Annotated in this window: 20 protein-coding genes and 1 pseudogene; 5 read left to right on the top strand and 16 right to left on the bottom strand. The window is 75.1% G+C overall.

The window, feature by feature from the left end:
• Positions 1 to 2: 2 nt before the first annotated feature.
• From murD to mraZ, 8 genes are all read right to left on the bottom strand, one after another.
• On the bottom strand, positions 3 to 1,433 hold the full coding sequence (gene murD / locus CELF_RS08120; RefSeq protein ID WP_013770772.1) for a UDP-N-acetylmuramoyl-L-alanine--D-glutamate ligase: 1,431 nt from the start codon (positions 1,431 to 1,433) through the stop codon (positions 3 to 5).
• A complete protein-coding gene (gene mraY / locus CELF_RS08115) occupies positions 1,434 to 2,516 on the bottom strand; it encodes a phospho-N-acetylmuramoyl-pentapeptide-transferase (protein WP_013770771.1) in 1,083 nt (360 codons plus the stop codon). It abuts the gene before it with no gap.
• Positions 2,513 to 3,970, bottom strand: coding sequence for a UDP-N-acetylmuramoyl-tripeptide--D-alanyl-D-alanine ligase (locus tag CELF_RS08110; protein WP_013770770.1), 1,458 nt, complete (start codon positions 3,968 to 3,970; stop codon positions 2,513 to 2,515). Before CELF_RS08110 ends, mraY begins: the two co-directional genes overlap by 4 nt.
• On the bottom strand, positions 3,967 to 5,547 hold the full coding sequence (locus CELF_RS08105; protein ID WP_013770769.1) for a UDP-N-acetylmuramoyl-L-alanyl-D-glutamate--2,6-diaminopimelate ligase: 1,581 nt from the start codon (positions 5,545 to 5,547) through the stop codon (positions 3,967 to 3,969). Before CELF_RS08105 ends, CELF_RS08110 begins: the two co-directional genes overlap by 4 nt.
• 61 nt (positions 5,548 to 5,608) lie before the next feature.
• The gene (locus tag CELF_RS08100) at positions 5,609 to 7,534 is read right to left on the bottom strand and encodes a peptidoglycan D,D-transpeptidase FtsI family protein (protein WP_232014323.1); all 1,926 of its coding nucleotides are present in this window, start codon (positions 7,532 to 7,534) and stop codon (positions 5,609 to 5,611) included.
• Between the two features lie 56 nt (positions 7,535 to 7,590).
• Positions 7,591 to 8,007 carry a cell division protein FtsL gene (gene ftsL / locus CELF_RS08095; protein ID WP_013770767.1) on the bottom strand — a complete coding sequence of 139 codons (417 nt, stop codon included), beginning with the start codon at positions 8,005 to 8,007 and terminating at the stop codon, positions 7,591 to 7,593.
• On the bottom strand, positions 8,004 to 9,017 hold the full coding sequence (gene rsmH / locus CELF_RS08090) for a 16S rRNA (cytosine(1402)-N(4))-methyltransferase RsmH (RefSeq protein WP_013770766.1): 1,014 nt from the start codon (positions 9,015 to 9,017) through the stop codon (positions 8,004 to 8,006). The genes ftsL and rsmH overlap by 4 nt, the downstream gene beginning before the upstream one ends.
• A 223-nt stretch (positions 9,018 to 9,240) precedes the next feature.
• Positions 9,241 to 9,717 carry a division/cell wall cluster transcriptional repressor MraZ gene (gene mraZ, locus CELF_RS08085; protein ID WP_013770765.1) on the bottom strand — a complete coding sequence of 159 codons (477 nt, stop codon included), beginning with the start codon at positions 9,715 to 9,717 and terminating at the stop codon, positions 9,241 to 9,243.
• 350 nt (positions 9,718 to 10,067) lie between these two features.
• Here mraZ and CELF_RS08080 point away from each other — a divergent pair, with 350 nt between their 5' ends.
• The 4 genes and pseudogenes from CELF_RS08080 to CELF_RS19950 all read left to right on the top strand — a co-directional run bounded on the left by CELF_RS08080 (position 10,068) and on the right by CELF_RS19950 (position 14,608).
• Positions 10,068 to 11,081, top strand: a complete 1,014-nt coding sequence (locus tag CELF_RS08080) for an AAA family ATPase (RefSeq protein WP_013770764.1) — start codon at positions 10,068 to 10,070, stop codon at positions 11,079 to 11,081.
• Positions 11,081 to 12,322, top strand: a complete 1,242-nt coding sequence (locus tag CELF_RS08075) for a DUF58 domain-containing protein (RefSeq protein WP_013770763.1) — start codon at positions 11,081 to 11,083, stop codon at positions 12,320 to 12,322. The genes CELF_RS08080 and CELF_RS08075 overlap by 1 nt, the downstream gene beginning before the upstream one ends.
• Positions 12,247 to 13,575 (top strand): annotated as a pseudogene (locus CELF_RS21145) (TgpA N-terminal domain-containing protein); the annotation flags it as partial. The gene CELF_RS08075 and the pseudogene CELF_RS21145, both read left to right, overlap by 76 nt.
• A 157-nt stretch (positions 13,576 to 13,732) precedes the next feature.
• Positions 13,733 to 14,608: a transglutaminase-like domain-containing protein gene (locus CELF_RS19950; RefSeq protein WP_157457159.1), complete on the top strand. Its 876-nt coding sequence runs from the start codon at positions 13,733 to 13,735 to the stop codon at positions 14,606 to 14,608.
• Between the two features lie 213 nt (positions 14,609 to 14,821).
• On the opposite strand, the gene CELF_RS08065 is transcribed toward CELF_RS19950, so the two are convergent.
• Genes CELF_RS08065 through CELF_RS08055 form a run of 3 tightly spaced genes read right to left on the bottom strand, consistent with a single transcriptional unit; the run spans position 14,822 to position 16,960 of the window.
• Positions 14,822 to 15,214: a DUF3040 domain-containing protein gene (locus CELF_RS08065; protein WP_013770762.1), complete on the bottom strand. Its 393-nt coding sequence runs from the start codon at positions 15,212 to 15,214 to the stop codon at positions 14,822 to 14,824.
• 37 nt (positions 15,215 to 15,251) lie between these two features.
• Entirely contained in the window at positions 15,252 to 16,523 is a 1,272-nt protein-coding gene (locus tag CELF_RS08060) for a DNA polymerase IV (RefSeq protein ID WP_013770761.1), read from the bottom strand.
• On the bottom strand, positions 16,520 to 16,960 hold the full coding sequence (locus tag CELF_RS08055) for an SAV_6107 family HEPN domain-containing protein (RefSeq protein WP_232014322.1): 441 nt from the start codon (positions 16,958 to 16,960) through the stop codon (positions 16,520 to 16,522). The genes CELF_RS08060 and CELF_RS08055 overlap by 4 nt, the downstream gene beginning before the upstream one ends.
• Positions 16,961 to 17,083: 123 nt before the next feature.
• Here CELF_RS08055 and CELF_RS08050 point away from each other — a divergent pair, with 123 nt between their 5' ends.
• Positions 17,084 to 18,001 (top strand): spermidine synthase, encoded by a 918-nt coding sequence (locus CELF_RS08050; protein WP_013770759.1) that lies wholly within the window; start codon positions 17,084 to 17,086, stop codon positions 17,999 to 18,001.
• 209 nt (positions 18,002 to 18,210) lie between these two features.
• On the opposite strand, the gene CELF_RS08045 is transcribed toward CELF_RS08050, so the two are convergent.
• The 5 genes from CELF_RS08045 to CELF_RS08025 all read right to left on the bottom strand — a co-directional run bounded on the left by CELF_RS08045 (position 18,211) and on the right by CELF_RS08025 (position 23,011).
• Positions 18,211 to 18,414 (bottom strand): cold-shock protein, encoded by a 204-nt coding sequence (locus CELF_RS08045; protein ID WP_013770758.1) that lies wholly within the window; start codon positions 18,412 to 18,414, stop codon positions 18,211 to 18,213.
• 284 nt (positions 18,415 to 18,698) lie between these two features.
• Positions 18,699 to 19,637, bottom strand: a complete 939-nt coding sequence (locus tag CELF_RS08040) for a proteasome assembly chaperone family protein (protein ID WP_013770757.1) — start codon at positions 19,635 to 19,637, stop codon at positions 18,699 to 18,701.
• 109 nt (positions 19,638 to 19,746) lie between these two features.
• Positions 19,747 to 20,187 carry a response regulator gene (locus CELF_RS08035; protein ID WP_013770756.1) on the bottom strand — a complete coding sequence of 147 codons (441 nt, stop codon included), beginning with the start codon at positions 20,185 to 20,187 and terminating at the stop codon, positions 19,747 to 19,749.
• Positions 20,188 to 20,198: 11 nt separating this feature from the next.
• Positions 20,199 to 21,788, bottom strand: a complete 1,590-nt coding sequence (locus tag CELF_RS08030) for a sensor histidine kinase (RefSeq protein ID WP_013770755.1) — start codon at positions 21,786 to 21,788, stop codon at positions 20,199 to 20,201.
• Positions 21,785 to 23,011, bottom strand: a complete 1,227-nt coding sequence (locus CELF_RS08025) for a PP2C family protein-serine/threonine phosphatase (RefSeq protein ID WP_013770754.1) — start codon at positions 23,009 to 23,011, stop codon at positions 21,785 to 21,787. Before CELF_RS08025 ends, CELF_RS08030 begins: the two co-directional genes overlap by 4 nt.
• Positions 23,012 to 23,192: the final 181 nt, after the last annotated feature.

The following is a 23,192-nucleotide window of genomic DNA, read 5'->3' as shown; positions in this document are numbered from 1 at the left end:
GCTCAGGCGTCCTCGCGCAGCGCCCGCACGGCGGCCGCGAACCGCTCGCCGCGGTCGGCGTACGACGCGAACTGGTCCATCGAGGCGCACGCGGGCGCGAGCAGGACGGTGGCGGGCCCGGCCGGGGCACCCGCCGCGAGCCGTCGGGCCTCGTGCACGGCGCGGGTCATCACCGACCCAGTGTCACCGGCGTCCACCTCGACGACCGGGACGTCCGGAGCGTGTCGGGCAAGTGCCTCCCGCAGCGGCGCGCGGTCGACGCCGATGAGGACGACGGCCCGCAGCCGGTCGCGCCGGCTCGCGACGAGCTCGTCGAACGTCGCCCCCTTCGCGAGCCCGCCGGCGACCCACACGACGCTGCCGGGTCCGAACGACGCGAGGGACGCAGCCGCGGCGTGCGCGTTGGTGGCCTTGGAGTCGTCGACGTAGGCGACGCCGTCGAGGACGGCGACGGGCGCGATGCGGTGCGAGCCGGGCGCGTAGGCACGGAGCCCGTCGCGCACCGCCTCCGGCTCCACGCCGTGCGCGAGCGCGAGCGCGGCCGCGGCGAGAGCGTCGGCGACGACGTGCGGCGGCACGGCGCCGTCCGGGCCGGCCAGGCGGTGCAGGTCGGCGAGCGTGCCGAGCTCCGCGGCGTGCGTGTGCCGCAGGCGCGCGAAGCCGCGGTCGACCAGGACGTCCTCGACGAGGCCCACCTGCCCGACCGACGGCGTGCCGGTCGTGAAGCCGACCGCGACGCACCCGTCCACGACGTCCGCCTCGCGCACCAGGTGCTCGGTCATGGGGTCCGCGGCGTTGTACACGCACGCGACCTGCGCGTGCTCGAAGACCCGGCCCTTCGCGGCCGCGTAGGCCTCCATGGAGCCGTGCCAGTCCAGGTGGTCGGGTGCGACGTTGAGCACCGCGGCGGCCTGCGCGGACATGCTCGAGGTGTGGTGCAGCTGGAAGCTCGACAGCTCGACGGCCAGGACGTCGCGCGCGGGGTCGGTCGCGGCCAGCACGACGGGCGTGCCGACGTTGCCGACCGCGACGGCGTCGCGGCCCGCGGCGCGCAGCACCGACTCGAGCATCCCGACGGTGGTCGTCTTGCCGTTGGTCCCGGTCACGGCGAGCCACGGGGCGGGCTCGCCGGAGGCCGTGGGCACGCGGACGCGCCACGCGAGCTCGACCTCGCTCCACACCGTCAGCCCGCGCGCGGCGCACGCGCGCAGCAGCGGGTGGTGCGGCGCGAGGCCCGGGGAGACGACGACGAGGTCGGTGCGGTCGAGCACGGTCCCGGCGAGGAGCTCCTCGGTGGACAGGACGTCGCCCGCGGTGTCGTCGACGGGCACGACGCGAGCACCGCGGGCCGCGAGCACCTCCGCCGCGGCGCGGCCGGTGACCCCCATCCCGGCGACGACGACGCGCGCACCGTCCAGGTCGAGCGCAGCCACCTAGCCGGCCACCCACTCGGCGTAGAAGATGCCGACGCCGAGGGCGACGAAGAGCCCGGCGATGAGCCAGAACCGGATGACGATGGTGACCTCGCCCCACCCGGACAGCTCGAAGTGGTGGTGCAGCGGCGCCATCTTGAAGACGCGTTTCCCCGTCATCCGGAAGAAGCCGATCTGGATCACGTCGGACAGCACGACGAGCACGAACAGGCCGCCGATGATCGCCGCGAGGATCTCCGTGCGGGACAGGATCGACAGCCCGGCGAGCGCGCCGCCGAGGGCCAGCGACCCCGTGTCGCCCATGAAGATCTTCGCGGGGCTCGCGTTCCACCAGAGGAACCCGAAGCACGCGCCGGTGATCGCGGCCGCCACGACCGCGAGCGACATCGGGTCCCGCGTCTCGTAGCAGCTCGGTCCGGCCGTCAGGATGTTCTGGCAGCTCTGGTTGTTCTGCCACACGCCGACGACGACGTACGCGCCGAACACGATGAGCGAGACGCCGGTCGCGAGCCCGTCGAGCCCGTCCGTGAGGTTCACGGCGTTGGACCAGGCGGTGATGAGGAAGTTCGCCCAGACGACGAACAGGATGAGCCCGACGGTCGCGCCCGCGAACGCCAGGTCGACGTTCGTGTCACGGATGAACGAGATGTGCGTCGACGCCGGCGTGCGGAACTTCTCGTTCGGGAACTGCAGCGCCGCGACCGCGAAGGTCACGCCCACCAGGCCCTGGCCGACGATCTTCCACCGCGCCTTGAGCCCGAGGCTGCGCTGGCGGGAGATCTTGATGTAGTCGTCGAGGAACCCGACGACGCCGAGCCCGGTCATGAGGAACAGCACAAGCAGGGCCGACGCGGTCGGGAGCGTGCCCGTCGCGATCTGCGCGCCGAGCCAGCCGAGCAGCGTGGCGCCGATGATGACGACACCGCCCATCGTCGGCGTCCCACGCTTGGTGTAGTGCGCGGTCGGACCGTCCTGACGGATGAACTGGCCGTACTGCCGCGCGACGAGGAAGCGGATGAACAGCGGCGTGCCGAGCAGCGCGATGAGCATCGAGAGCCCACCGGCGATGAGGACCGCGATCACTGCGCGACCTCGCCGACCAGCAGGTCGCCGAGCTGCCACAGCCCGGCACCGTACGACGACTTCACGAGCACGACGTCGCCGGGCCGCAGCTCCTCGTCGAGGAACCGCGCGGCGGTCTCGAGGTCGTCCGCGAGCACGACCTCGTCGCCCCACGACCCCTCGTGGTTGGCGCCGTCGCGGATCGCCCGCGCCCCCTCGCCGACCACCACGGTCAGTCCGACGTTCAGCCGCACCACGAGCCGACCGATGGCGTCGTGCGCCTCGCGCGCCTCGTCGCCGAGCTCGAGCATCTCGCCGAGCACCGCGACGGACCGCCGGTCGCGCCCCGCGAGCACGGCGAGCGCCTTGAGCGCGGCGCGCATCGAGTCGGGGTTCGCGTTGTAGGAGTCGTCGATCACGGTCACGCCGTCCGGCCGCTCGACGACGTGCATCCGGTGCGGGCTGAGCGCGTCCGCGGCGCCGAGCCCGACCGCGACCTCGTCGAGCGTGAGACCCACCGCGAGACCGGTGGCTGCGGCGGCGAGCGCGTTGTGCACGTGGTGCTCCCCCACGAGCCGCAGCTCGACCGGCACGGTCCGGCTGCCGGCGCCGTCGCGCGCCTCGAGGACGAAGCGTGCGCGCCCGGACCGGTCCACCACGACGTCGTGCGCGCGCACCTGCGCGCCGGTCGACGCGCCGAAGGTGACGACGTCCCCGGGCGCGAGCGCGCGCATCGCGAGCACGCGCGGGTCGTCGGCGTTGAGCACGGCGACGCCGTCGGGCAGCAGCCCCTGGACGATCTCGCTCTTGGCGGTCGCGACCGCCTCGATCCCGCCGAACCCGCCGAGGTGCGCGTGCCCCACGACGAGGACGACCGCGACGTCGGGCGGCGCGATGTCGGTGAGGTAGGTGAGGTGCCCCGGTCCGCTCGCGCCCATCTCCAGGACGAGGAACCGCGTGCTCTCGTCGGCGCGGAGCACCGTCAGGGGCAGCCCGATCTCGTTGTTGAACGAGCGCACGGGCGCCACGGTCGGCCCCGCCGAGCCGCAGAGCTGCGCGAGCAGGTCCTTGGTGGTCGTCTTGCCGACGGAGCCGGTGATCCCGACGACGCGCAGACCGGGGCCACCCGGCTCGAGCGACGCGGCGCGCAGCCGGACGAGCACCTCGCGCGCGAGGTCCCCCAGGGCCCGCTCGACGTCGGGCACGACGACGACGGGCAGCAGCCGGCCGTCCGCGCCGGTGAGCTCCCGCGCGCCGAGGACGAGCGCGGCTCCCGCCGCGACGGCGCCCGGCGCGTAGTCGTGCCCGTCGACGTGCTCGCCCGGGAGCGCGACGAACAGCCCGCCGGGCTCGACCTCGCGGGAGTCGGTGACGACCGCACCGGCCACGACGAGGCCGTGCGGGTCGACGTCCGGCTCGGCACGCAGCACTCCGCCGGTCGCGGCCGCGATCTCGGCCGCGGTGAGCGCGATCACGCGTGCTGCTCCGCCCGTGCGTGGTCCGGCGTGTGCGCCGCGGCGGCGGCGAGGAAGACGTCTCGGTCGTTGTACCGGTGGAACACCCCGGCGATCTCCTGTGTCGGTTCGTGGCCCTTGCCCGTGACGATGACCGTGTCCTGGTCGGTCGCGAGGGCGAGGGCGTCGCGGATGGCCTGGGCGCGGCTCGTCGCCTCGTGCACGTCGGTGCCGGACGGGCGCTCCGCGCGCACGCCCTCGAGGATCGCGGCGCGGATGACGGCGGGGTCCTCCGAGCGCGGGTTCTCGTCGGTCACGACGAGCACGTCCGCGAGCCGGGCGGCGATCTGGCCCATGATCGGGCGCTTGCCCTGGTCCCGGTCGCCGTCGGAGCCGAAGACGAGGATCAGCCGGCCGGGCGTGATGGGGCGCACCGCCTCGAGCGCGAGCACCAGGGCGTCGGGCGTGTGCGCGTAGTCGACGAGGCACAGCGGGAGGCCGTCGCCGCGCTCGACGACACGCTCCATGCGGCCCGGGATCTCGTGCGCGTGCGCGACCGCGTCGACGGCCGTTGCGAGGTCGACCCCGGCGGTGTGCGCGAGCACGATCGCCAGCGCCGCGTTGGAGACGTTGACCAGGCCGGGCAGCGGGCTCGCGGCGGCGTGCTCGGTGCCGTCCGGACCGCGCAGCGTGAACGTGGAGCCCACGCCGTCGAGGCCGATGTCCGCGGCGACGACCGCCCAGTCGGCGTCCGCGCCGTGCGGGTCGCCGACGTGCGTCGCGACCGTCTCGACCGGGACGGGCGACGTCGCGGCGAGGCGTCGGCCCCACTCGTCGTCGACCACGACGACCCCGCGCCGCGCCTGCTCGGGCGCGAACAGCCGCGCCTTGTCCCGGAAGTACCCCTCCATGTCGCCGTGGAAGTCGAGGTGGTCACGCTGCAGGTTGGTGAAGCCGACGACGTCGAACGTGAGCCCGCGCACGCGGCCGAGCGCGAGCGCGTGCGACGAGACCTCCATCGCGACCGCGCCGGCTCCCCGCTCGCGGGCCAGCGCGAGGATGCCCTGCAGGGCCGGTGCCTCGACCGTCGTGCGGGGGCTCTCGACCGCCTCGTCGCCGACCCGCAGCTCGACGGTCCCGAGTACCGCGGTGGTGCGGTGCGCGGCGCGCAGCGCGGCGTCCACGAAGTAGGTGGTCGTCGTCTTGCCGTTGGTCCCCGTGACGCCGACCGTGACGAGCCCGCGCGCCGGCTCGTCCAGCACGTGCGCGGCCAGCGGGCCGGCCAGGTCACGCGGGTCCGGGGCCACGAGCACGGGCACGCCCAGGTCGCCCGCGAGCTCCGCGCCCGCCGCGTCGGTCACGACCGCGACCGCGCCGGCGTCGACCGCCTGTGCCGCGTAGGTCGCCCCGTGCACGCGCATGCCGGGCACCGCGACGAACAGGTCGCCGGGAGCGACGTCCGTGGACGCGACGGTCACCCCGGTGGTCACGAGCGCCGCGTCGAGCGGCCGGTCCGGGCTCAGCGCGAACGTCTCCACGACGTCGGCGAGCCGGTGGGTCGGGGGATGCTGGGGGCGCATCCGGGCCGGCGACGTCATGGGGAGAATCTACCCCGGTCGGAGGGGCCCCACGCTCGGCGCGGGTCGGCGCCGGGTGCGCTCACCACGTCGTCGGGAACAGCTGCGGAGCGCTCCCCGACGGGGGCACGCCGAGCTCCCCGAGGGCGAACCCGGCGACGTCGCTGAAGACCGGCGCGGCGACCGTGCCGCCGTAGATCGACGTCTTCGGGTTGTGCAGCACGACGCTCACGGCGATGCGCGGGGAGTCGACCGGGGCGACCCCGATGAACGACGCCGTGATGCCCTGGCGGCCGTTGACCCAGTTCTGCGCGGTCCCCGTCTTGCCTGCGACGCGGTACCCGGGGATCGCCGCCCCGCTGCCCGTGCCGTCGTCGACCACGCTCTCCATCATGCTGAGCACGGTCGCGGCCGTCTGCGGGGAGACGACCTGGGTCGTCGCGGGGGCGGGCGCCGGGGTGTAGGTGCCGTCGGCGGAGGTCCAGCCCTTGATGATGTGGGGCTGCACGCGCACGCCGCCGTTCGCGATCGTCGCGAACACCTGCGTCGCCTGGATCGCGGTCACCGACACGGCCTGGCCGAACAGGACCGCGAACTTGGAGCGCCGGTCCCAGCTGTCCCACGTCTCCCACGAGCGCAGGATGCCCGGCGACTCCCCCGGCAGCTCGATGCCCGTGCGCGACCCGAAGCCGAACCGCGTGAGGTAGTCGTGGCGCGTCTGCTGCGGCAGCTGCTGCCCGATCATCACGGTGCCGGTGTTCGACGACTCGGCGAGGACGCCCGTCGTCGTCAGGCGCAGCAGGCCGTGCTCGTGCGAGTCCTTGAACGTCTCGCCGTTCTCCGTCGTGTACGTGTACGGCACCTCGAACTGCGTGAGCGGCGTGACGAGTCCCGCGTCGAGCGCGGCGGCCATCGTGATGACCTTCCCGGTCGAGCCGGGCTCGAACACGTCGGACACCGAGCTCGCGAGCGAGCCGCCCGAGCTCTCGCCCGGGTTGTTCGGGTCGACCGAGCCCGAGTCGGCCAGGGCGAGCACCTCGCCCGTCCGCGTGTCGATGACGACGACGGTGCCGCCCTCCGACCCCGTCGACGCGACCGCGGCCTCGAGGGCCTCCTGCGCCTTGAACTGCAGGTCGGACAGGATCGTCAGCTGGACCGAGTCGCCCTGCTGCGCGGGCGAGCCCGCGGAGTACCCGCCGGGGATGGGCTGCCCCTTGCGGCCCCGCTCGTACGTCTCGAGGCCGGGCGAGCCCGTGAGGCGGTCGTCGAGCGAGCGCTCGAGGCCCTCGAGGCCGACGCCGTTGGAGTTGACGAACCCGACGATGTTCCCCGCGAGGTCGCCGTTCGGGTAGACGCGCTCGGCGACCTTGTCGACCGTGATGCCGGGCAGGCGCAGCGCCCGGATCTGGCGCGCGACCTCGGGCAGGACGTTCTTCGCGATGTACTTGAAGTCCCGGTCCCCGACCAGCATCCCGCCGAGCTCGGAGGCGCTCATCCCGAGCAGGGGCGCGAGCCGCTCCGCGACCCCCGCGGCACCGTCGGGGACCGCCGGCGTGCCGGTGCTGCGGAACTCGCCGACCTGCTTCTGGTTCACCGCGATGTCGTACCGCTCGACCGAGGCGGCGAGCGTGCGGCCCTCGGCGTCCGTGATCTCGCCGCGTGCGCCGAGCACCTCGTACGACGAGAGCCGCTGCTGGCGCGCCTGAGCCGCGATCTCGTCCCCCCGGATCCCCTGCACCCACACGAGCCGCCCGCCGAAGGCGAGCAGCACGACCAGCACGAGGACGGTGAGGAAGCCCATGCGCCCGCGCGACCCGGCCTGGACGCCCGCGGGGCGCCGCGGGCCACCGCCTCCCGTGAGCCCTCCGCCCGCGGGCCGGCGGGCGGGAGCCGCCCCGCCGCGCGGCCGCGGCAGCACGTCCACGGTCCGCGACCCCGCGCGGGCGGCCGCCGGCCGCGCCGTCCCTGCCGGGCGCGAGCCGGAGGTCGAGGCGCGCTGCGGGGGCATGCCCCCAGTCTGCGGGCGTCGCGGCTGGACCCGCGGCGACCCGCCGACGCGCGCCGTCATCCGCCTGCTGCGGCCGGGGCCGGCGACCCCTGGACGGTGCCGTCGGACACGCGCACCCAGCCCGTGCCGTCGGCGGGCACCATGCCGAGCGCGCGGGCGGCGGCGGCGACCTGCGCCGGCGACGCCTTCTGGTCGAGCTGCGCCTGGAGGTCCTTCGCGTCCTGGTCGAGCCGGCCCAGCTCGTTCGACAGGCCGTACTTCTCGTAGGCGCCCGAGGCCATCTGCGTGTTGAGCAGGAGGGCCGAGAGCAGCGCGGCGGCCAGCACCGCCATGCACGCGAGCACGAACGGGACCCGCGTACGTGCGGTCTGCGGCGCGCGGACCAGCCGGAGCCGCGGTGCGGCCGCCGGCTGTCGTGCGGGTGCCGGGTAGGCACGGGCGGTGCTCACCCGTGCGGTCGCCTGAGCGCTCATGCTGCCCTCCTGCCAGGCTGCGGACCACGCAGGTGGTCCGGGGTCGGTCGGATACGTTCGGCGGCGCGCAGCCGGACGGACTGCGCGCGGGGGTTGCGGGCGAGCTCGGCCTCGTCGGCCTCCTCGGCGCCGCGGGTGACGAGCCGCAGGTACGGCGCGTGGGTCTCGGGCTCGACGGGCAGGTCCGGCGGCGCGCTGGACGTCGCACCGGCGGCCAGCGTCCGCTTGACGAGCCGGTCCTCGAGCGAGTGGTACGCCTCGACGACGATGCGTCCGCCGACGGCGAGCGCCTCGACCGACGCCGGCAGGGCGCGCTCCAGGACCTCGAGCTCGCCGTTCACCTCGATCCGCAGCGCCTGGAACGTGCGCTTCGCGGGGTGGCCGCCGGTCTTGCGGGTCGCCGCCGGGATGCTCGCGCGCACGAGGTCGACGAGCTCGCCCGTGCGGGTCAGCGGCGCCTTCTCCCGGGCCCGCACGACGGACCGGGCGATCCGCGCCGCGAAGCGCTCCTCGCCGTAGACGCGCAGCACGCGGGCCAGGTCCCGCTCGTCGTAGCCGTTGACGACGTCCGCGGCGGTCTGCCCGCGCGAGGCGTCCATCCGCATGTCGAGCGGCGCGTCGTGCGCGTAGGAGAAGCCGCGCTCGCGCTCGTCGAGCTGCAGCGACGACACGCCCAGGTCCATGAGGACGCCTTGCACGTGGTCGATGCCGAGCCCGTCGAGGACCTCGCCGATCTCGTCGTACACGGCGTGCACGCCCGTGAACCGGTCGCCGAACGGCGCGAGCCGCCGGCCGGCGAGCGCGAGCGCCTGCGGGTCGCGGTCGATCCCGACGACGCGCACGTGCGGGAAGGCCCGCAGCACGCCCTCGGTGTGACCGCCCATGCCGAGCGTGGAGTCGACCATCACGGAGCCGTCCGCGGCGAGGGCCGGGGCCAGCAGGTCCAGGCAGCGCTGCAGGAGCACCGGCGTGTGGCGGGTGGCCGCGTCGCCGAGGTCGTGCTGGTCCATCGCTGCCTCCTGCCTCTGGTCGCTGGGTCGGGGTACGGCGGTGCCCCGGGCGGGGCGTGCGTGGGGCGGTGGGTCGGGCGGTCCTTCCGCCGTCCGACCAGATCCCCCACCGACCCTCTGGCGCCGGGGAAGTGCGCCAGAGCTGTCGGGGGGAGGTCTCGCCGGGCGGGACAGGGACGGGTGCGGACGGGGTGGTCGGGTGCGGGCGGCGCGGCGGACGGGCTCAGAACGGCCCGTTGGGGAAGACCTCCTCCGCCGTGTCGGCGTAGCCGGCCTCCTGCTCGGCGAGGTACGTCTCCCACGCCTGCAGGTCCCAGATCTCGACGCGGGTTCCCGCCCCGATGACGGCGACGTCCCGGTCCAGCCCGGCGTACTTGCGCAGCACCGGCGGGATCGAGATGCGGCCCTGCTTGTCCGGCAGCTCGTCGCTCGCGCCGGACAGGAAGACGCGCAGGTAGTCGCGCGCCTGCTTGCTCGTCACGGGCGCCTGCCGGAGCTGGTCGTGCATCCGACGGAACTCGTCCATCGGCAGCAGGAACAGGCAGCGCTCCTGGCCGCGCGTCATGACGAGCCCCGGGGCGAGCTGGCCGCGGAACTTGGCCGGGAGGATGAGCCGGCCCTTGTCGTCGAGGCGCGGCGTGTACGTCCCGAGAAAAGGCGCGGACGAGCCGAAGAGGCCGGCCGACGACTCATGCGTCACCACGCCTCCTTCCCGGTCCCGTCCGCGGGCTTCTCCCCGCCTCTCCCGATGCCTCCACGGTACTCCACTTCCCTCCACCTGCCACCGGAAAGACCTGTGAATTCACCCGTCGGAAGACGTGAACATGCAGGTCAGAGAGGGTGGAGGGAAGTGGAGGGCAATCCGCGAGGTTCACCCGCCCGGGGCGTGTCGTCCGGACCCGGACCCGGACAACTCCGGGCGGACCACGCGATTCCCGTGCCACCTCCCGGGTGGGCCGTCGGGCACGTGGAGGGAAGTGGGGGACGGAGTCCAGGTCAGGCCCGGCCTGATTCCTTTAGGCTCGTCCCAGTTCCGCCAAGGGAGGCGTCATGCTGCAGGCCGTGCCGTCGTCGAGCGAGCTCGACGACGTCGTCCGAACCACCGGCCGGATGCGCGCCGGCGTCGAGTCCGTCGTGACCGGGCGGCCCGAGCTCGTCCGCGTCACGCTCGCCGTGCTGCTGGCCGAGGGCCACCTGCTGCTCGAGGACGTGCCCGGTGTCGGCAAGACGACGCTCGCGAAGGCGGTCGCCCGCACCATCGACTGCCCCGTCGGCCGCATCCAGTTCACGCCGGACCTGCTCCCGAGCGACCTCACGGGCGTCAACATCTTCCGCGCGCAGACGCACGAGTTCGAGTTCCGGCCCGGGCCCGTCTTCGCGCACGTCGTCATCGGGGACGAGATCAACCGCGCCTCGCCGAAGACGCAGTCCGCCCTGCTGGAGTGCATGCAGGAGGCCCAGGCGACCGTCGACGGGCGCACCTACCCCCTGCCGCGGCCGTTCCTCGTCGTCGCCACCCAGAACCCCGTCGAGATGGAGGGCACGTACCCCCTGCCCGAGGCGCAGCGCGACCGGTTCATGGCGCGCCTGACCGTCGGCTACCCGAGCGTCGAGTCCGAGCTCGACATGCTCGACCTGCAGGAGACCTCCGACCCGCTCGACCAGCTGCGGCCCGTCACGGACGCAGCCGCCGTCGGCCGGCTCATCGACACCACCCGCCGCCTGTTCGCGGCGCCCGCGGTCAAGCGGTACGTCGTCGACCTCGTCACCGCGACGCGCGAGGACCACGGCCTGCGCCTGGGCGCGTCGCCGCGCGCCGCGATCCAGCTGCTGCGCGCCGCCAAGTCGCTCGCCGCGATGGACGGGCGCGACCACGTCCTGCCCGACGACGTGCAGCAGCTCGCGGAGCCCGTCCTCGCCCACCGGCTCCTGCCCAGCACCGAGTCCCGGCTGTCGGGCCGCTCCACCTCCGACATCGTCAGGGACATCGTCGCCCGCACCCCGCTGCCCGTGCCCGCCGCCGTCACCACCGGCGGCCCGCGCGCCCGACGCGCCATCGGCTGATGGGTCTGCGGCCCACCCGGCGCGGCTGGGCGCTCGGGCTCGCCGGCGTCACGCTCGTCCTGCTCGGCGTCGGCCTCGGCGCGGTGGACCTCGTGCGGCTCGGCACGCTCGTCGTCCTGCTCGCGGTCGGTGCGGCCGTGGTGGTCGGCCTGCTCGACCCCGGCCGCGGACGGCACCGGCTCGCGGTGGCGCGCGACGCCCGGCCGAACCCCGTGCACGCCGGGGAGCAGGCACGCGTCGACGTCCGCATCACCGCCTCCGACCCCGCGGCCCGGGTGCGGCTCGCGGGCCTGCGGTTCGCCGAGCAGGCGGCCACCGAGCTCTCGGGCGGCCGGCCGCTGCGCGCACGCGTCAGCCGCAGCCCGCAGCGCGTGACCGTCTCCTACACCGTCGAGGCCGCCCGTCGCGGGCGATGGCAGCTCGGCCCCCTGGTCGTCACCCGCAGCGACCCCTTCGGAGTGGCGCGGTCGAGCGCGACGCTCGGGGACCACGCCGAGGTCGTCGTCTGGCCCACGGTCGTCCCGCTGCCGACCGCGTCCGACGTGCTCGTCGGCGAGCCCGACCGCGTCGCCCTCGGCGCGCGCACGCCCTCCACCGACGACGCCTCGCTGCGCGACTACCGCGAGGGCGACGACCTGCGGCGCGTGCACTGGCGCAGCAGCGCGCGGCGCGGCGCGCTCATGGTCCGCTCCGACGAGCGGGCCGGCATGCGCCCCGTGTCCGTCCTGCTGGACCTCCCCGCCCGGCTCGCCGCCCTGGAGTGGACGATCTCGCTCGCCGCCTCCATGGCGATCGCGATGCTCGAGGGCGGTCACCCGGTGCGCCTCCTCGGTGGTCGCGACGGCGCCGGCACGGAGTTCCTGCACGCGCGCTCCGGCCCGACCGCGCGTGCCGACCTGCTCGACTCGACCGTCGACCTCGAGGCGCCCCGCTCGCCCGAGGAGGCCGAGTCGCAGCTCCTCGCCGCCGCACACCTGCTGGAGACCACGGAGGCGGGGGGCGAGATCGTGCTGGCCGTCCTCGGCCCGCTCGGCGCGGGGGCGCGGGCCGCGCTCGCGCACGTCGCCGACAACGCCCAGGGATGGGCCGTCGTGCGCGCCGACGGCGCGAGCCCGGCGCACGAGCGGGAGGCGCAGCACACGGTCAACGCCCTGCGCCGCGCCGGGTGGCGCGCGTGCGCCGTCGCGCCGGGCGAGGACGTCGTCGCGTGCTGGCTGCGCCTGCTGGGGAGCGCCCGGTGAACGCCGCACCCGCCCGCATCCCGCGCGGTCCGCGCAGCGTGCTCGCCACCGCCCTGTGCGCCGTGGCGACCTGCGCCGCCGTCACCGCCCTGTCGCACCTGATCGAGCCCGGCCGGTGGCTGACGGTCACCTGGCTCGCCGTCGGCCTCACGGCCGCCGTCGTCGCGGGGGCCCGCGCCGTGACGCGCTCGTGGTGGGCGCCCACCCTCGTCGGCCTCGTCGTGGCCGCCGCCGGCGTGCTCGTGCGGTACGGCGCTCCCCCGGGACGCATCCAGGTCCTGCCCGACCTCGGTTCGCTCGACCGCGCCATGGCCACCGCGCGCGAGGGCGTCGCCGTCATCAACGCCTCGCTCGTCCCGATGCCGGGCGTCCGGCCCGCCGAGCTGCTCGTCGTCGTCGGCGCCGTCCTCGTGCTGCTGGTGGCGGACCTCCTGGCCGTCGGGCTCGGGCTGCCCGCGCTCGCCGGCATCGCCCTGCTCGGCCTGTGGGTGCCCACCGTGTTCCTGGGCTTCCCCGGGGGCACCGGCGCCGTCGCCTGGACCGGCCTCGCCTACCTGCTGCTGCTCGCCCTGAGCGCGGCACCCGCCTCCGCGCACAGCGACCGCGCGCGCCGGACCGGGAGCGCGCTGGCGGGCGCCGCCGCTGTCGTGGTCACCGCGCTCGCCGCCGGACCCGTCGTCGCCGCTCTGCCCGGATGGGCCTCGCTCGCGTTGCCGAGCCTCGGCTCCGGGCCGGTCGGCCCGCTGCAGCTCAGCAGCAACCTCGACCTGCGCGAGAGCCTCGGCACCCGCTCGGGACAGGTCGTGCTCCGCTACACCGTCGTCCCGCCCGAGGGCGCCGACGCGGCGGCCGGCACGGCGCCCGACCTCGAGGTGCCCACGCCGGCGCCGAGCGCGTCGGACGGGCCCGCCGTCACCGCCCGGCTCATCGGACCCCTGCGGGCGTTCACGCTCACGTCCTTCGACGGGCGCGAGTGGCAGCGTGACGACGCGACGGATGTCCGCACGTGGGAGCCGGGCGAGCTCCTCGCGTCCGACCCGGGCATCCGCGGCGGCACACCCGACGCCGCGCGCGGCACGCTCGCGTCCGTGGCCGTCGAGGTCGGGGCGCTGCGCGAGCGCCGGCTCCCCGTCAGCACGTTCCCCCGCACCGTGACCGTCGACGGCGCGTGGTCGTACGACGACGGACGGGACGAGGTCGTCGGGCGCCGGAGCACGTTCGACGGCATGCGCTACTCGATGCTCGTCGAGGTCCCCCGACCTGACGGCCGACGACCTCGCGGGGGCGCGCGTCGGCGACCCGGGCGACGCGGGGGCCTCACTCGCCGTGCCCACCACCGAGCACGCGGCCGAGATCGAGGACCTCGCCCGCTCGCTCACCGCCGACGCGACCACCCCCTACGAGCAGGCGATGGCCCTGCAGTCCTACTTCCGCGCGGCGACGAACTTCACCTACGACACGCGGGTCGCACCCGCGCGCAGCGAGGACGCCGTGTGGGACTTCCTGCAGTCGCGCCGCGGCTACTGCGTGCAGTTCGCGACCGGCATGGCCCTGATGGCCCGCACGCTGGACATCCCGGCGCGCGTCGGGGTCGGGTTCCTGCCGGGTGACGCGGACGGGGACGGGACCTACGTCGTCACCGGGCGCAAGTCGCACGCCTGGCCCGAGCTCTACTTCGCGGACCAGGGCTGGGTCCGGTTCGAGCCGACCCCGGCGATCCAGTCCGGCGCCCCGCCGCTGTGGAGCGACCCGTTCGCCGCGATCGGCCCCGGCGACGACGTGCCCGACGAGGCCCTGCCGTCGGCCGCCGCACCGACGGGCGCCGCCACGACGGCGCCCGTCCCCACCGGGCCGGTCGTCGAGCAGGAGACCGAGCAGAGCTGGACCCGCGTCGGCGTCATCGGTGGCGTGGTGCTCGTCGCCCTCCTGCTCGCCCTGCCCCTGGTGCGCCGCCGCACGCGGACCCGCGCCGACGAGACACCGGAGCGCGCCTGGCTGCGCGCCCGACGGCGGCTCGCGTCCAAGGGCATCAGCTGGAGCGACGCGACGACGCCGCGCGACGCCGTGCTCGCCGTGCAGAGCCAGGTCCTCGCCGCGTCCGGGTCCGAGCTGGACGCGGCGGCCGCGCGCGCCCTGCAGCAGCTGGCGCGCACCGTCGAGCGCCAGCGCTATGCACCCGCACCCGAGGACGTGGCGACCGAGGACCTGCTGCGGTGGACGGACGAGGTCGTGGACGGCGTGACGTCGCAGCTGAGCGGCGCCGGAAGCGGCCGGCCGACCCGCTGAGCGGGCGTCGCTCCCGGGGAGTCGCTCCCGCGCCGCACCAGCCTGCTCGTCGCGCCGCCGGAAGGTCGCGCCCTCGGGGTGCACCGCCTCTCCGTCCGGAGGCCCGCCCCCGACGTGCGCACTGCACGGTCCGGCGCCGGGCTGGTGCGCGGCTCCGCCGTCGCGCGCCGAGGACGGTCTGGTTGACCCGCGCGACGTGCAGGTGGGGAAAGGTCAGCGACCCTCGTCGCGGCGACGGTCCCAGCGCTGCTCGAGACGGGACATGAACCCGCCCTTGCGCGCCGAGGCCGAGGGGCGCACCGCGCCGTCCGCCTGCACGACGCCGCGAGGACCGCTGCGTCGCCCGCCGCGCTGCGGGTCCGCGAAGGCGAAGGCCACGGCGGCGAACATGACGACGAAACCGACGACGCCGAGCAGCGGCAGGCTGCCGGCGGCACCGAGCACGAGCAGGAGCAGACCGATCGCGGCACCGGTGCCGGCGATCAGGTAGCGACTGACGGACCGGCGACCGCGCTGCGTGAGCGTGTTGGCCAGGCGGGGGTCGTCAGACGTGAGCTGGCGCTCCATCTGCTCAAGTACGCGCTGCTCGTACTCGGAGAGAGGCATTCCGACCCCCGTAATGGGCTGTGGATCCGTGACGGGTTCAGGATAGATCCGCGGGAACGAAGGTGGTAGTCGAGCGCGTGTCGCGCCCGTCGACGTGGGCGCCCGTTCGGATCGCCGCGGTGCCGAACCGTGCGCGCACCTGGTCCATGGCGACCTCGGCGTCGCGCCGCGCCGGTACCTCCTCGGCGACCGCCTCCTCCAGCGTGGGCTGCCGGACCACGGCCGCGGCCTCCTCGAGCCCCTCGGCGCGCACCCCGATCAGTCGGACCGGAAGGCCCCGCAGGTCCACACCGGCGAGGAGCTCGCGGGCGACGAGGTAGATCTCGCGCGCCACGTCGCTCGGGGTCGTCAGGGTCCGCGCGCGGGTGAGCGTACGGAAGTCTGACGTGCGGACCTTGATGCTCACGGTGCGGGCGACGAGCCGCTTGTGGCGCAGCCGCGCCGCGCAGCGGTCCGCGAGCTCGAGCGCCTTGGCCTCGACGACGGACAGGTCGGCGACGTCCTCGACGAACGTCTCCTCCGCGCCGATCGACTTCTCGTCACGGTGCGGCTGCACGGGGCGCGGGTCCCGCCCCCAGGACAGGTCGTGCAGGTGCGCGCCGGCGACCTTGCCGACGGCGCGCTGGATCGTCGTCACGTCGCTGTCCGCGAGCTCCGCGACCGTGCGCACGCCCCAGCGCGCGAGGGCCGCCTCGGTCCGCTCCCCGACGCCCCACAGCGCCCCCACCGGCAGCACCCGCAGGAAGTCGACCGTGGCGGCACGCGGGACCAGCAGGACGCCGTCGGGCTTCGCGTGCCCCGAGGCCAGCTTGGCGACGAACTTCGTGGCCGCGATGCCGACCGAGCACGTGATGCCGAACTCGGCCGCCACGCGGCGGCGGACGTCCGCGGCGATCGCGGTCGGCGGGCCGAGCCGTCGGCGGGCGCCGGCGACGTCGAGGAACGCCTCGTCGACGCTCACCTGCTCCACGAGCGCGGTCACGTCATGCAGGATCCGCATGACGCCCGTGGACACCTCGCGGTAGGCCGTGTGGTCGGGAGGGACGACGACCGCTTGCGGGCACTGGCGCAGCGCGGCCGCCATGGGCATCGCGGAGTGCACCCCGAACGCCCGCGCCTCGTACGTCGCCGCCAGGACGACCCCGCGCTGCGCCCCACCGACGATCACGGGCAGACCACGCAGCTGCGGGCGGCGCGCGAGCTCGACCGACGCGAAGAAGGCGTCCATGTCGACGTGCAGGATCGAGCAGCCGTCCTCCTCGTTGCCCCAGTCCCGCCGGGCGGCGTCGGACCGGGGCCCGCGGCTCATGACGCGCTCACGGCGAGCATGCGGGGCACGCGTCCGCCGGGCTCGGTCTCGACGGCACGCCGCGCGGCGTCGACGAAGTCCTCGGCCGCGCACACCGCCTCCTCCGCGCGCGCCGCGGACACGGAGTCGAACCGCCCCGCGTCGACAGCCGAGCGCAGCGCCGCGGCGTGCGCGAAGTAGCCGCTCCAGGACGCCAGCTCGGGGGCGACGACGTCGAGCATGTCCCACACCGTCCGCAGCGCGCGGCGACCGGTGGGCCGACCACGAGCGGCCAGGACCGCCGCGCCAGCGCGGAGGGCGGCGAGGTGCGCGTGCGAGAACTGCTCCCACGCCTCGGAGGAGAACTGCGCGGCCAGGAGCTCCGCATCGGCGCGGGTCAGCAGCTCCACGGCGCGCGCGGGCACCGGCGGCGCCACGTCCGCCCCGCGGTGCTCCACCGGAGGGACGGCATGCACGACCGCCCTGCGCCCGACCTGCCCGCCACCGGCCATGTGCGTCTCCCTCCGTCCTCGTCCAGTATCGAACACCTGTTCGACCGCGTCAACGCCTAGCGTGGCCGCATGACCCGCGAGCGCCCGTCGCGACAGCGCCCAGCCTCCCACCGCCCGCCCACACGGGGTACGCGGCCGGCGTGGCCGACCGGACCCGTGGCCATCCCCACCGGCACCGTCGAGCTCGTCCGCGACCCCGACGACCCCGACGGCGTGACGGTCCTCGTCAACGGCGTGCCGAGCTCGTACCTCGACACCGCCGACCCGCGGCGCCTCGACTTCGAGTACATGCAGCAGATGGCGGCCGTGCTCGAGCGTGTCGGAGCGCCCGGTGCGCCGCTGTCCGTGGTGCACCTCGGAGCGGCGGGCTGCGCGCTCGCGCGCGCGCTCGACGCGGAGCGACCCGGCTCGCAGCAGCTCGCCGTGGAGCTCGACGCCGCGCTGCCCGAGCTCGTGCGCGGCTGGTTCGACCTGCCCCGGTCCCCCGCGCTGCGGATCCGGGCGGGCGACGCGCGCGAGCAGCTCGCCCGCGTCGCGACCGGGAGCGTGGACGTCGTCGTCCGCGACGTCTTCGCGGGCGACACGACGCCCGACCACGTCCGGACCCGCGAGTTCGTGGCCGACGTCGTGCGCGTGCTGCGTCCGGGCGGGGTCTACCTCATGAACTGCGCCGACCGCCCTCCCCTGACGGGCGCCCGGTCGGAGGCCGCGACGCTGCGCGACGCGTTCGACGACGTCGCGGTCGTCGCGGAACCGGGCCTGCTGCGCGGACGCGGGTACGGCAACGTCGTGCTCGCCGCGACGGACGACCCCGCGCTGCTCGGGTCTGCGGGCCTGGCCCGCGCGATCCGCAGCCTGCCCGCCCCCGCCCGGATCCTGCACGGCGAGGAGGCCGCGGCGTTCGCCGGCCGGGCGCCCGTGCTGCGCGACCCGCCGACCGAGGGCGGCGGGTCGGCCGTGCGCCACGAGCCGCAGCGGCAAGGCTGACCGGTGGTGCGGCACGAGCCGCAGCGGCAAGGCTGACCGGTGGTGCGGCACGAGCCGCAGCGGCAGGGCTGACCGGCGGTGCGGCACGACCCGTCGCCGCCGGTCAGACCGGCCGGGCCTGGTGACGCGACAAGGGCCGCACCCGTGGGGGTGCGGCCCTTGTCGGCGACCACCGGACGCCGGGCGCTGGGACCCCGCGTCGAGGAGTGTCAGAGCGGGCGGACGTGCTCCGCCTGCGGGCCCTTGTCGCCCTGCGTGATCTCGAACTCGACGCGCTGGCCCTCGTCGAGGCTGCGGTAGCCCTGCGTGTCGATCGCGGAGTAGTGCACGAAGACGTCGGCGCCGCCGCCGTCCTGCGCGATGAAGCCGTACCCCTTCTCGGCGTTGAACCACTTGACAGCACCCTGTGCCATGACCTGTTCCTTCTGTCCAACCGGTGACGGCACAGGCCCTTCTGCCCGCGCCGTGCCGCAATGCCTCACGTTCTGCACCGGGAGGACCAGCCGAGGCTGGAAGGTGTCGAAGCCCAGGTGAGGGCGCCGGCGCCGGTCCGACGAGCACGTCACTGCAACGTGTGCATCCTCGCACGGTGACCTACGCCACGCCACGCTTTCCGGCACGGGCGAGGAACGACCTGACAACGATCCGGTAAACGTCCGGTCGCGAAAAGGTCGCGGCCCGCGCCGCGGAGAACCGGTCAGCGGGGGGTGTCGCCGTCGCCCTGCTGCTCCGCGAGGAACCGCTCGAACTCAGCGCCCAGCTCGTCGGCCGTGGGCAGGTCCGTCGAGCTCGCCAGCAGGCTCGTGCGGCCGATCGAGCGGGCGAACGCGTCGTACTGCTCCTCGAGCGCCCGCACGACCGTCGCGACCTCCTCCGAGCCCGCGACCTGGCGCTCGATCTCGCGCTCCGCCTCCTGCGCGGCCTCGGTCAGCGCGCCCGCCCGCAGGTCCAGGCCCGTGGCGCGCTCGATGCCGTGCAGCGCCGCGACGCTCGCGCGCGGGTACGCGGACTGCGCGAGGTAGTGCGGCACGTGCACCGCGAAGCCCATCGCGTCGTGCCCGGACTGGCCGAGCCGCAGCTCGAGCAGCGCGCTCGCGCTGGCGGGCACCTGCACACGGCCGAACCAGGACGCCTGGTCCGCCACGAGCTCGGGTCGGGTGGCGTGCGCGGTGACCGACACGGGGCGCGTGTGCGGGATGCCCATGGGCACGCCGTGCACGCCCACCGTCAGCTGGACGTCGAAGCGCTCGACGATCTGCCGCACGGCGGCCACGTACCGCTCCCACTGCACGTCCGGCTCGACGCCGTGCAGCAGCAGGAAGGGGACGCCTGCCGCGTCCTCGACCACGTCCACCGCGAGCTCCGGGTCGGCGTAGTCGCTCCACGTCGTGGAGTCGAACGTCATCACCGGGCGGCGCGAGCGGTAGTCGAGCAGCTGGTCCACGTCGAACGTCACGAGGCGCGTCGCACCGAGCTCCTCGGTCAGGTGCTCGGCGACGAGCTGCCCGGCGCTGCCCGCGTCCACGAAGCCGCGGACCGCGTGCACGAGCACCGGGCCGGCTCCGTCACGGACGCGCTGCGCCAGGTGTGCGGCAGCCTGCGCGTCGACGTCGTAGATCTCGCTCGGGTCCAACATCCTGGGCGTCAGCCTCCTGTCGTGCGCCCACCCCGTGCGGCGGGCATGCCGTCGACAACGCACGACGCCGGCCGGGGATTCCCGGCCGGCGTCGTGCAGGTGGTGCGGGTCAGCGGGTCGGCAGCCGCACGACCTCCACGAAGAACTCGTCGATCTGACGGACGACGTCGATGAAGCGGTCGAAGTCCACCGGCTTGGTGACGTAGGCGTTCGCGTGCAGCGAGTAGCTGCGCAGCACGTCCTCCTCGGACTCCGACGTCGTGAGCACGACCACCGGGATGGAGCGCAGCGACTCGTCCGCCTTGAGCGCCTGCAGCACCTCGCGACCGTCCATCCGCGGCAGGTTGAGGTCGAGCAGGATCAGGTCCGGCGTCGGCGCCTCCGCGTGCTCCCCCTCGCGGCGCAGGAACTCCATCGCGCTCACGCCGTCCGGCACGACCCACAGGCGGTTGCGGACCTTGTTGTGCTCGAACGCCTCCCGGGTCATCAGGACGTCGCCGGGGTCGTCCTCGACGAGCAGCACGTCGATGATCTTGGGACTGGAGGGCACGGGGTCTCCGTTCAGGGGGTGGCGTCCACGGTGTCCGCGGCGGGGACGGGCAACGTCCAGAGGATACGCGTGCCGGTCTCCGGCGACGGCTCGATCCAGATGCGCCCGTTGTGGAACTCGACGATCTTCTTGCACAGCGCGAGGCCGATCCCGGTGCCCTCGTACACGTCCTTCGCGTGCAGCCGCTGGAAGATGACGAAGACGCGGTCGGCGTACTGCTGGTCGATCCCGATGCCGTTGTCCCGGCACTCGATCTCCCACTCCTCGCCGACCCGCCGCGCCGACAGGTGCACCTGCGGCGTGCGATCGGGGTGCCGGAACTTCACGGCGTTGCCGACGACGTTCTGGAAGAGCTGCACGAGCAGCGCCTCCTCGCCCTGCACGGTGGGCAGCGGGTCGTGCGTGACGACGGCACCCGTCTCCGCGATCCGCTCCCCCAGGTTGTCCACGGCCTCGGCGAGCGCCGCGTCCAGGTCGACGTCGGTGACCTCGCCGCCCATGCGGCCCACGCGCGAGAAGCCCAGCAGGTCGTTGATGAGCCGCTGCATCCGCTTCGCACCGTCGACGGCGAACGCGATGTACTGGTCGGCGCGCTCGTCGAGCTGCCCCCCGTACCGCTTCTGCAGCAGCTGCGTGAAGCTCGCGATCTTGCGCAGCGGCTCCTGCAGGTCGTGCGACGCGACGTACGCGAACTGCTCGAGGTCCCGGTTCGAGCGGCGCAGCTCCTCGGCCTGCGTCGTGAGCTGCTCGTGCGCGTCGGCGATCTCGGCGCGCGACGCCTCGACCGCACGCACCTCGGTGACCAGCGCGACGCGCATGCGCTCGACGTCGTCCGCGAGCGCCGCGATCTCGCCCGGGCCGGTGGCCTCGACGGGGTGGGTGAGGTCGCCCGACGCGACGGCGCGCGCGTCCGCCGCCAGGTCGCGCAAGGGCTCGAGCACCCAGCGCCGCAGGGCGACCCACAGGGAGATGCCGACCGCGATGGCGGCGAGCACGAGCAGCACGACCGTCCCGGCGGCGACGAGCGTCCACGTGGACAGCTCGTCGACCGCGTCCGACCGTCGGTCGCGCAGCAGCGTCATGTACGTCTCGGCCTTGCCGCGGGCGTCGTCGAACAGCACGCGGCCGCTCTCGATCTCCTGCGACGTGACCGCGGCCGTGCCGCCGGCGCGCACCTGCTCCATGACGGGCTGCGCGAACTCCTCGTGCCACCGGCGCCCGGCCTCGCCCGCGGCCTGCGCAGCGGCCGTGAGCTCGGGGTCGAGGCCGCGCTCCGCCTCGCGCTCCGCGAGCGTGCGGAACGACAGGTCGTCCTCGGCGGCCCGCTCGAAGGGTTCCAGCGTCACCTCGTCTCCTGTGAGCGCGAAGCCGCGCACCGAGGTCTCGGAGTCGACGAGCTGGATGTAGGCACCGTCCGCCTGCGTGACGGCGTCGAAGAACGTCTCCGTCACGGCGTCCTGCCGCTCGAGCACGCGCCCGAGCACCAGGCCCGTGCCGGCCACGACGAGCGCGAGCGCGAACGCCGCGGTGAGCAGCAGACCGAGCAGGCGGGAGCGGAGCGTCGCGCGGCGCCGGGCGGCGCGCGACGGGGTCGCGGTCACGCGCCCCACCCGAGCAGGACGGCGGCGGCGTCGTCGACGAGGTCGCCTCCGTGCAGCTCACGCACCGCGTGCAGCACCCGGGCGACGACCCCGCCGGGGCCCTCGTCGTCGAGTCCCCCGCCCGCGCGGGCGAGCTCCGCGGCGAGCGCGTCGTCCACCACCGCGAGCAGACCGGCCTTGCCGAGCCGTTCGGGACCGCCGCGGACCGTCGCCTCGAGCAGGCCGTCCGTGTACAGCAGCACCCGCCAGGAGCTCCCCAGCTCGAGCCGCTCGGGTTCCCAGCCGCCCGAGACGGGGATGCCGAGCGCGCGTCCGCGCCGCTGCGTCGGCAGGAGCGTGGACGGCGGGCCCAGCAGGATCGGCGCCGGGTGGCCCGCCTGGTAGAGGTCGGCAGAGGTCCGGTCCGGGGCCACGACGAGCATCGTCGCCGTGGTGAAGACCTCGGGCCGGGCCCGCTCGAACGCCAGCACGCGCTCCAGCAGCCCGAGGATGTCCTGCACGGGCACGCCCGCGAGGACGAGCGTGCGCCACGCGGTCCGCAGCGTCGCCCCGAGCGCGGCCTCGTCCGGCCCGTGTCCGCACACGTCGCCCACCAGCGCCAGCACCGTCCCGTCCGCCCTCTCGACGACGTCGTAGAAGTCGCCGCCCAGCAGCCCCTCCCGGCCGGCGCGGTAGCCGACGAGGACCTCCAGGCCACCGTCGCGCACCGCGGGGGTCGGCAGGAGCGCGCGCTCGAGGCGCGTCGTCTCCTCCGCACGCACGAGGCTGCGGTACAGCTCGCGGTCGGTCGCCTCGAGCCGGCGGCGCTGGACGGCGTAGCGCACCGAGCGGCCGAGCAGGCCGCCGTCGACCTCGCCCTTGACGAGGTAGTCCTGCGCGCCGGCGGCGACCGCCTGGATGCCCGCGTCCGCGTCGGCGAGGCCCGTCAGGACGACGACCGCGGGCGCGCCCGCGTCCAGGAGCCGCTCGAGCGCCCCGATGCCCATCGCGTCCGGGAGCCCCAGGTCGAGCAGCACGCAGTCGACGTCGAGGCGTTCGAGCGCCTCGTCGAGCGAACGCACCCACGTGAGGTCCACGACCAGGCCCGCGTCGTCGAGGTGCTCGCGCACGAGCAGCGCGTCGCCGTCGTCGTCCTCGACCAGCAGCAGGCGGATCGCACCGTCGCGCGCCGGGGGCAGCGCGTGGTCGCGGGCGTCGCCGGCTGCGGCCGGGGCGTGGGTCACGGGAGTCCTCTCGTCGGGCTGGGAGGAAGCGTAGAGGGCACGCCGCGATCCCGCCGCCCGCGTGATCCCGCTCTCACGCCCGTCACCGTCCCGGTGGGTGCGAGCACCCCGCGGGTGGCGGATAATGGACGGCCGCTCCGTCGCCCTGCGCCCGCCCGCGCGGGCCGAGCGCCCCGTCCCC

The organism is Cellulomonas fimi ATCC 484 (assembly GCF_000212695.1).
Classification (GTDB): Bacteria; Actinomycetota; Actinomycetes; order Actinomycetales; family Cellulomonadaceae; genus Cellulomonas; species Cellulomonas fimi.
The sequence above is the reverse complement of the archived record's forward strand: the minus strand, read 5'-3'. Positions and strand labels throughout refer to the sequence as shown.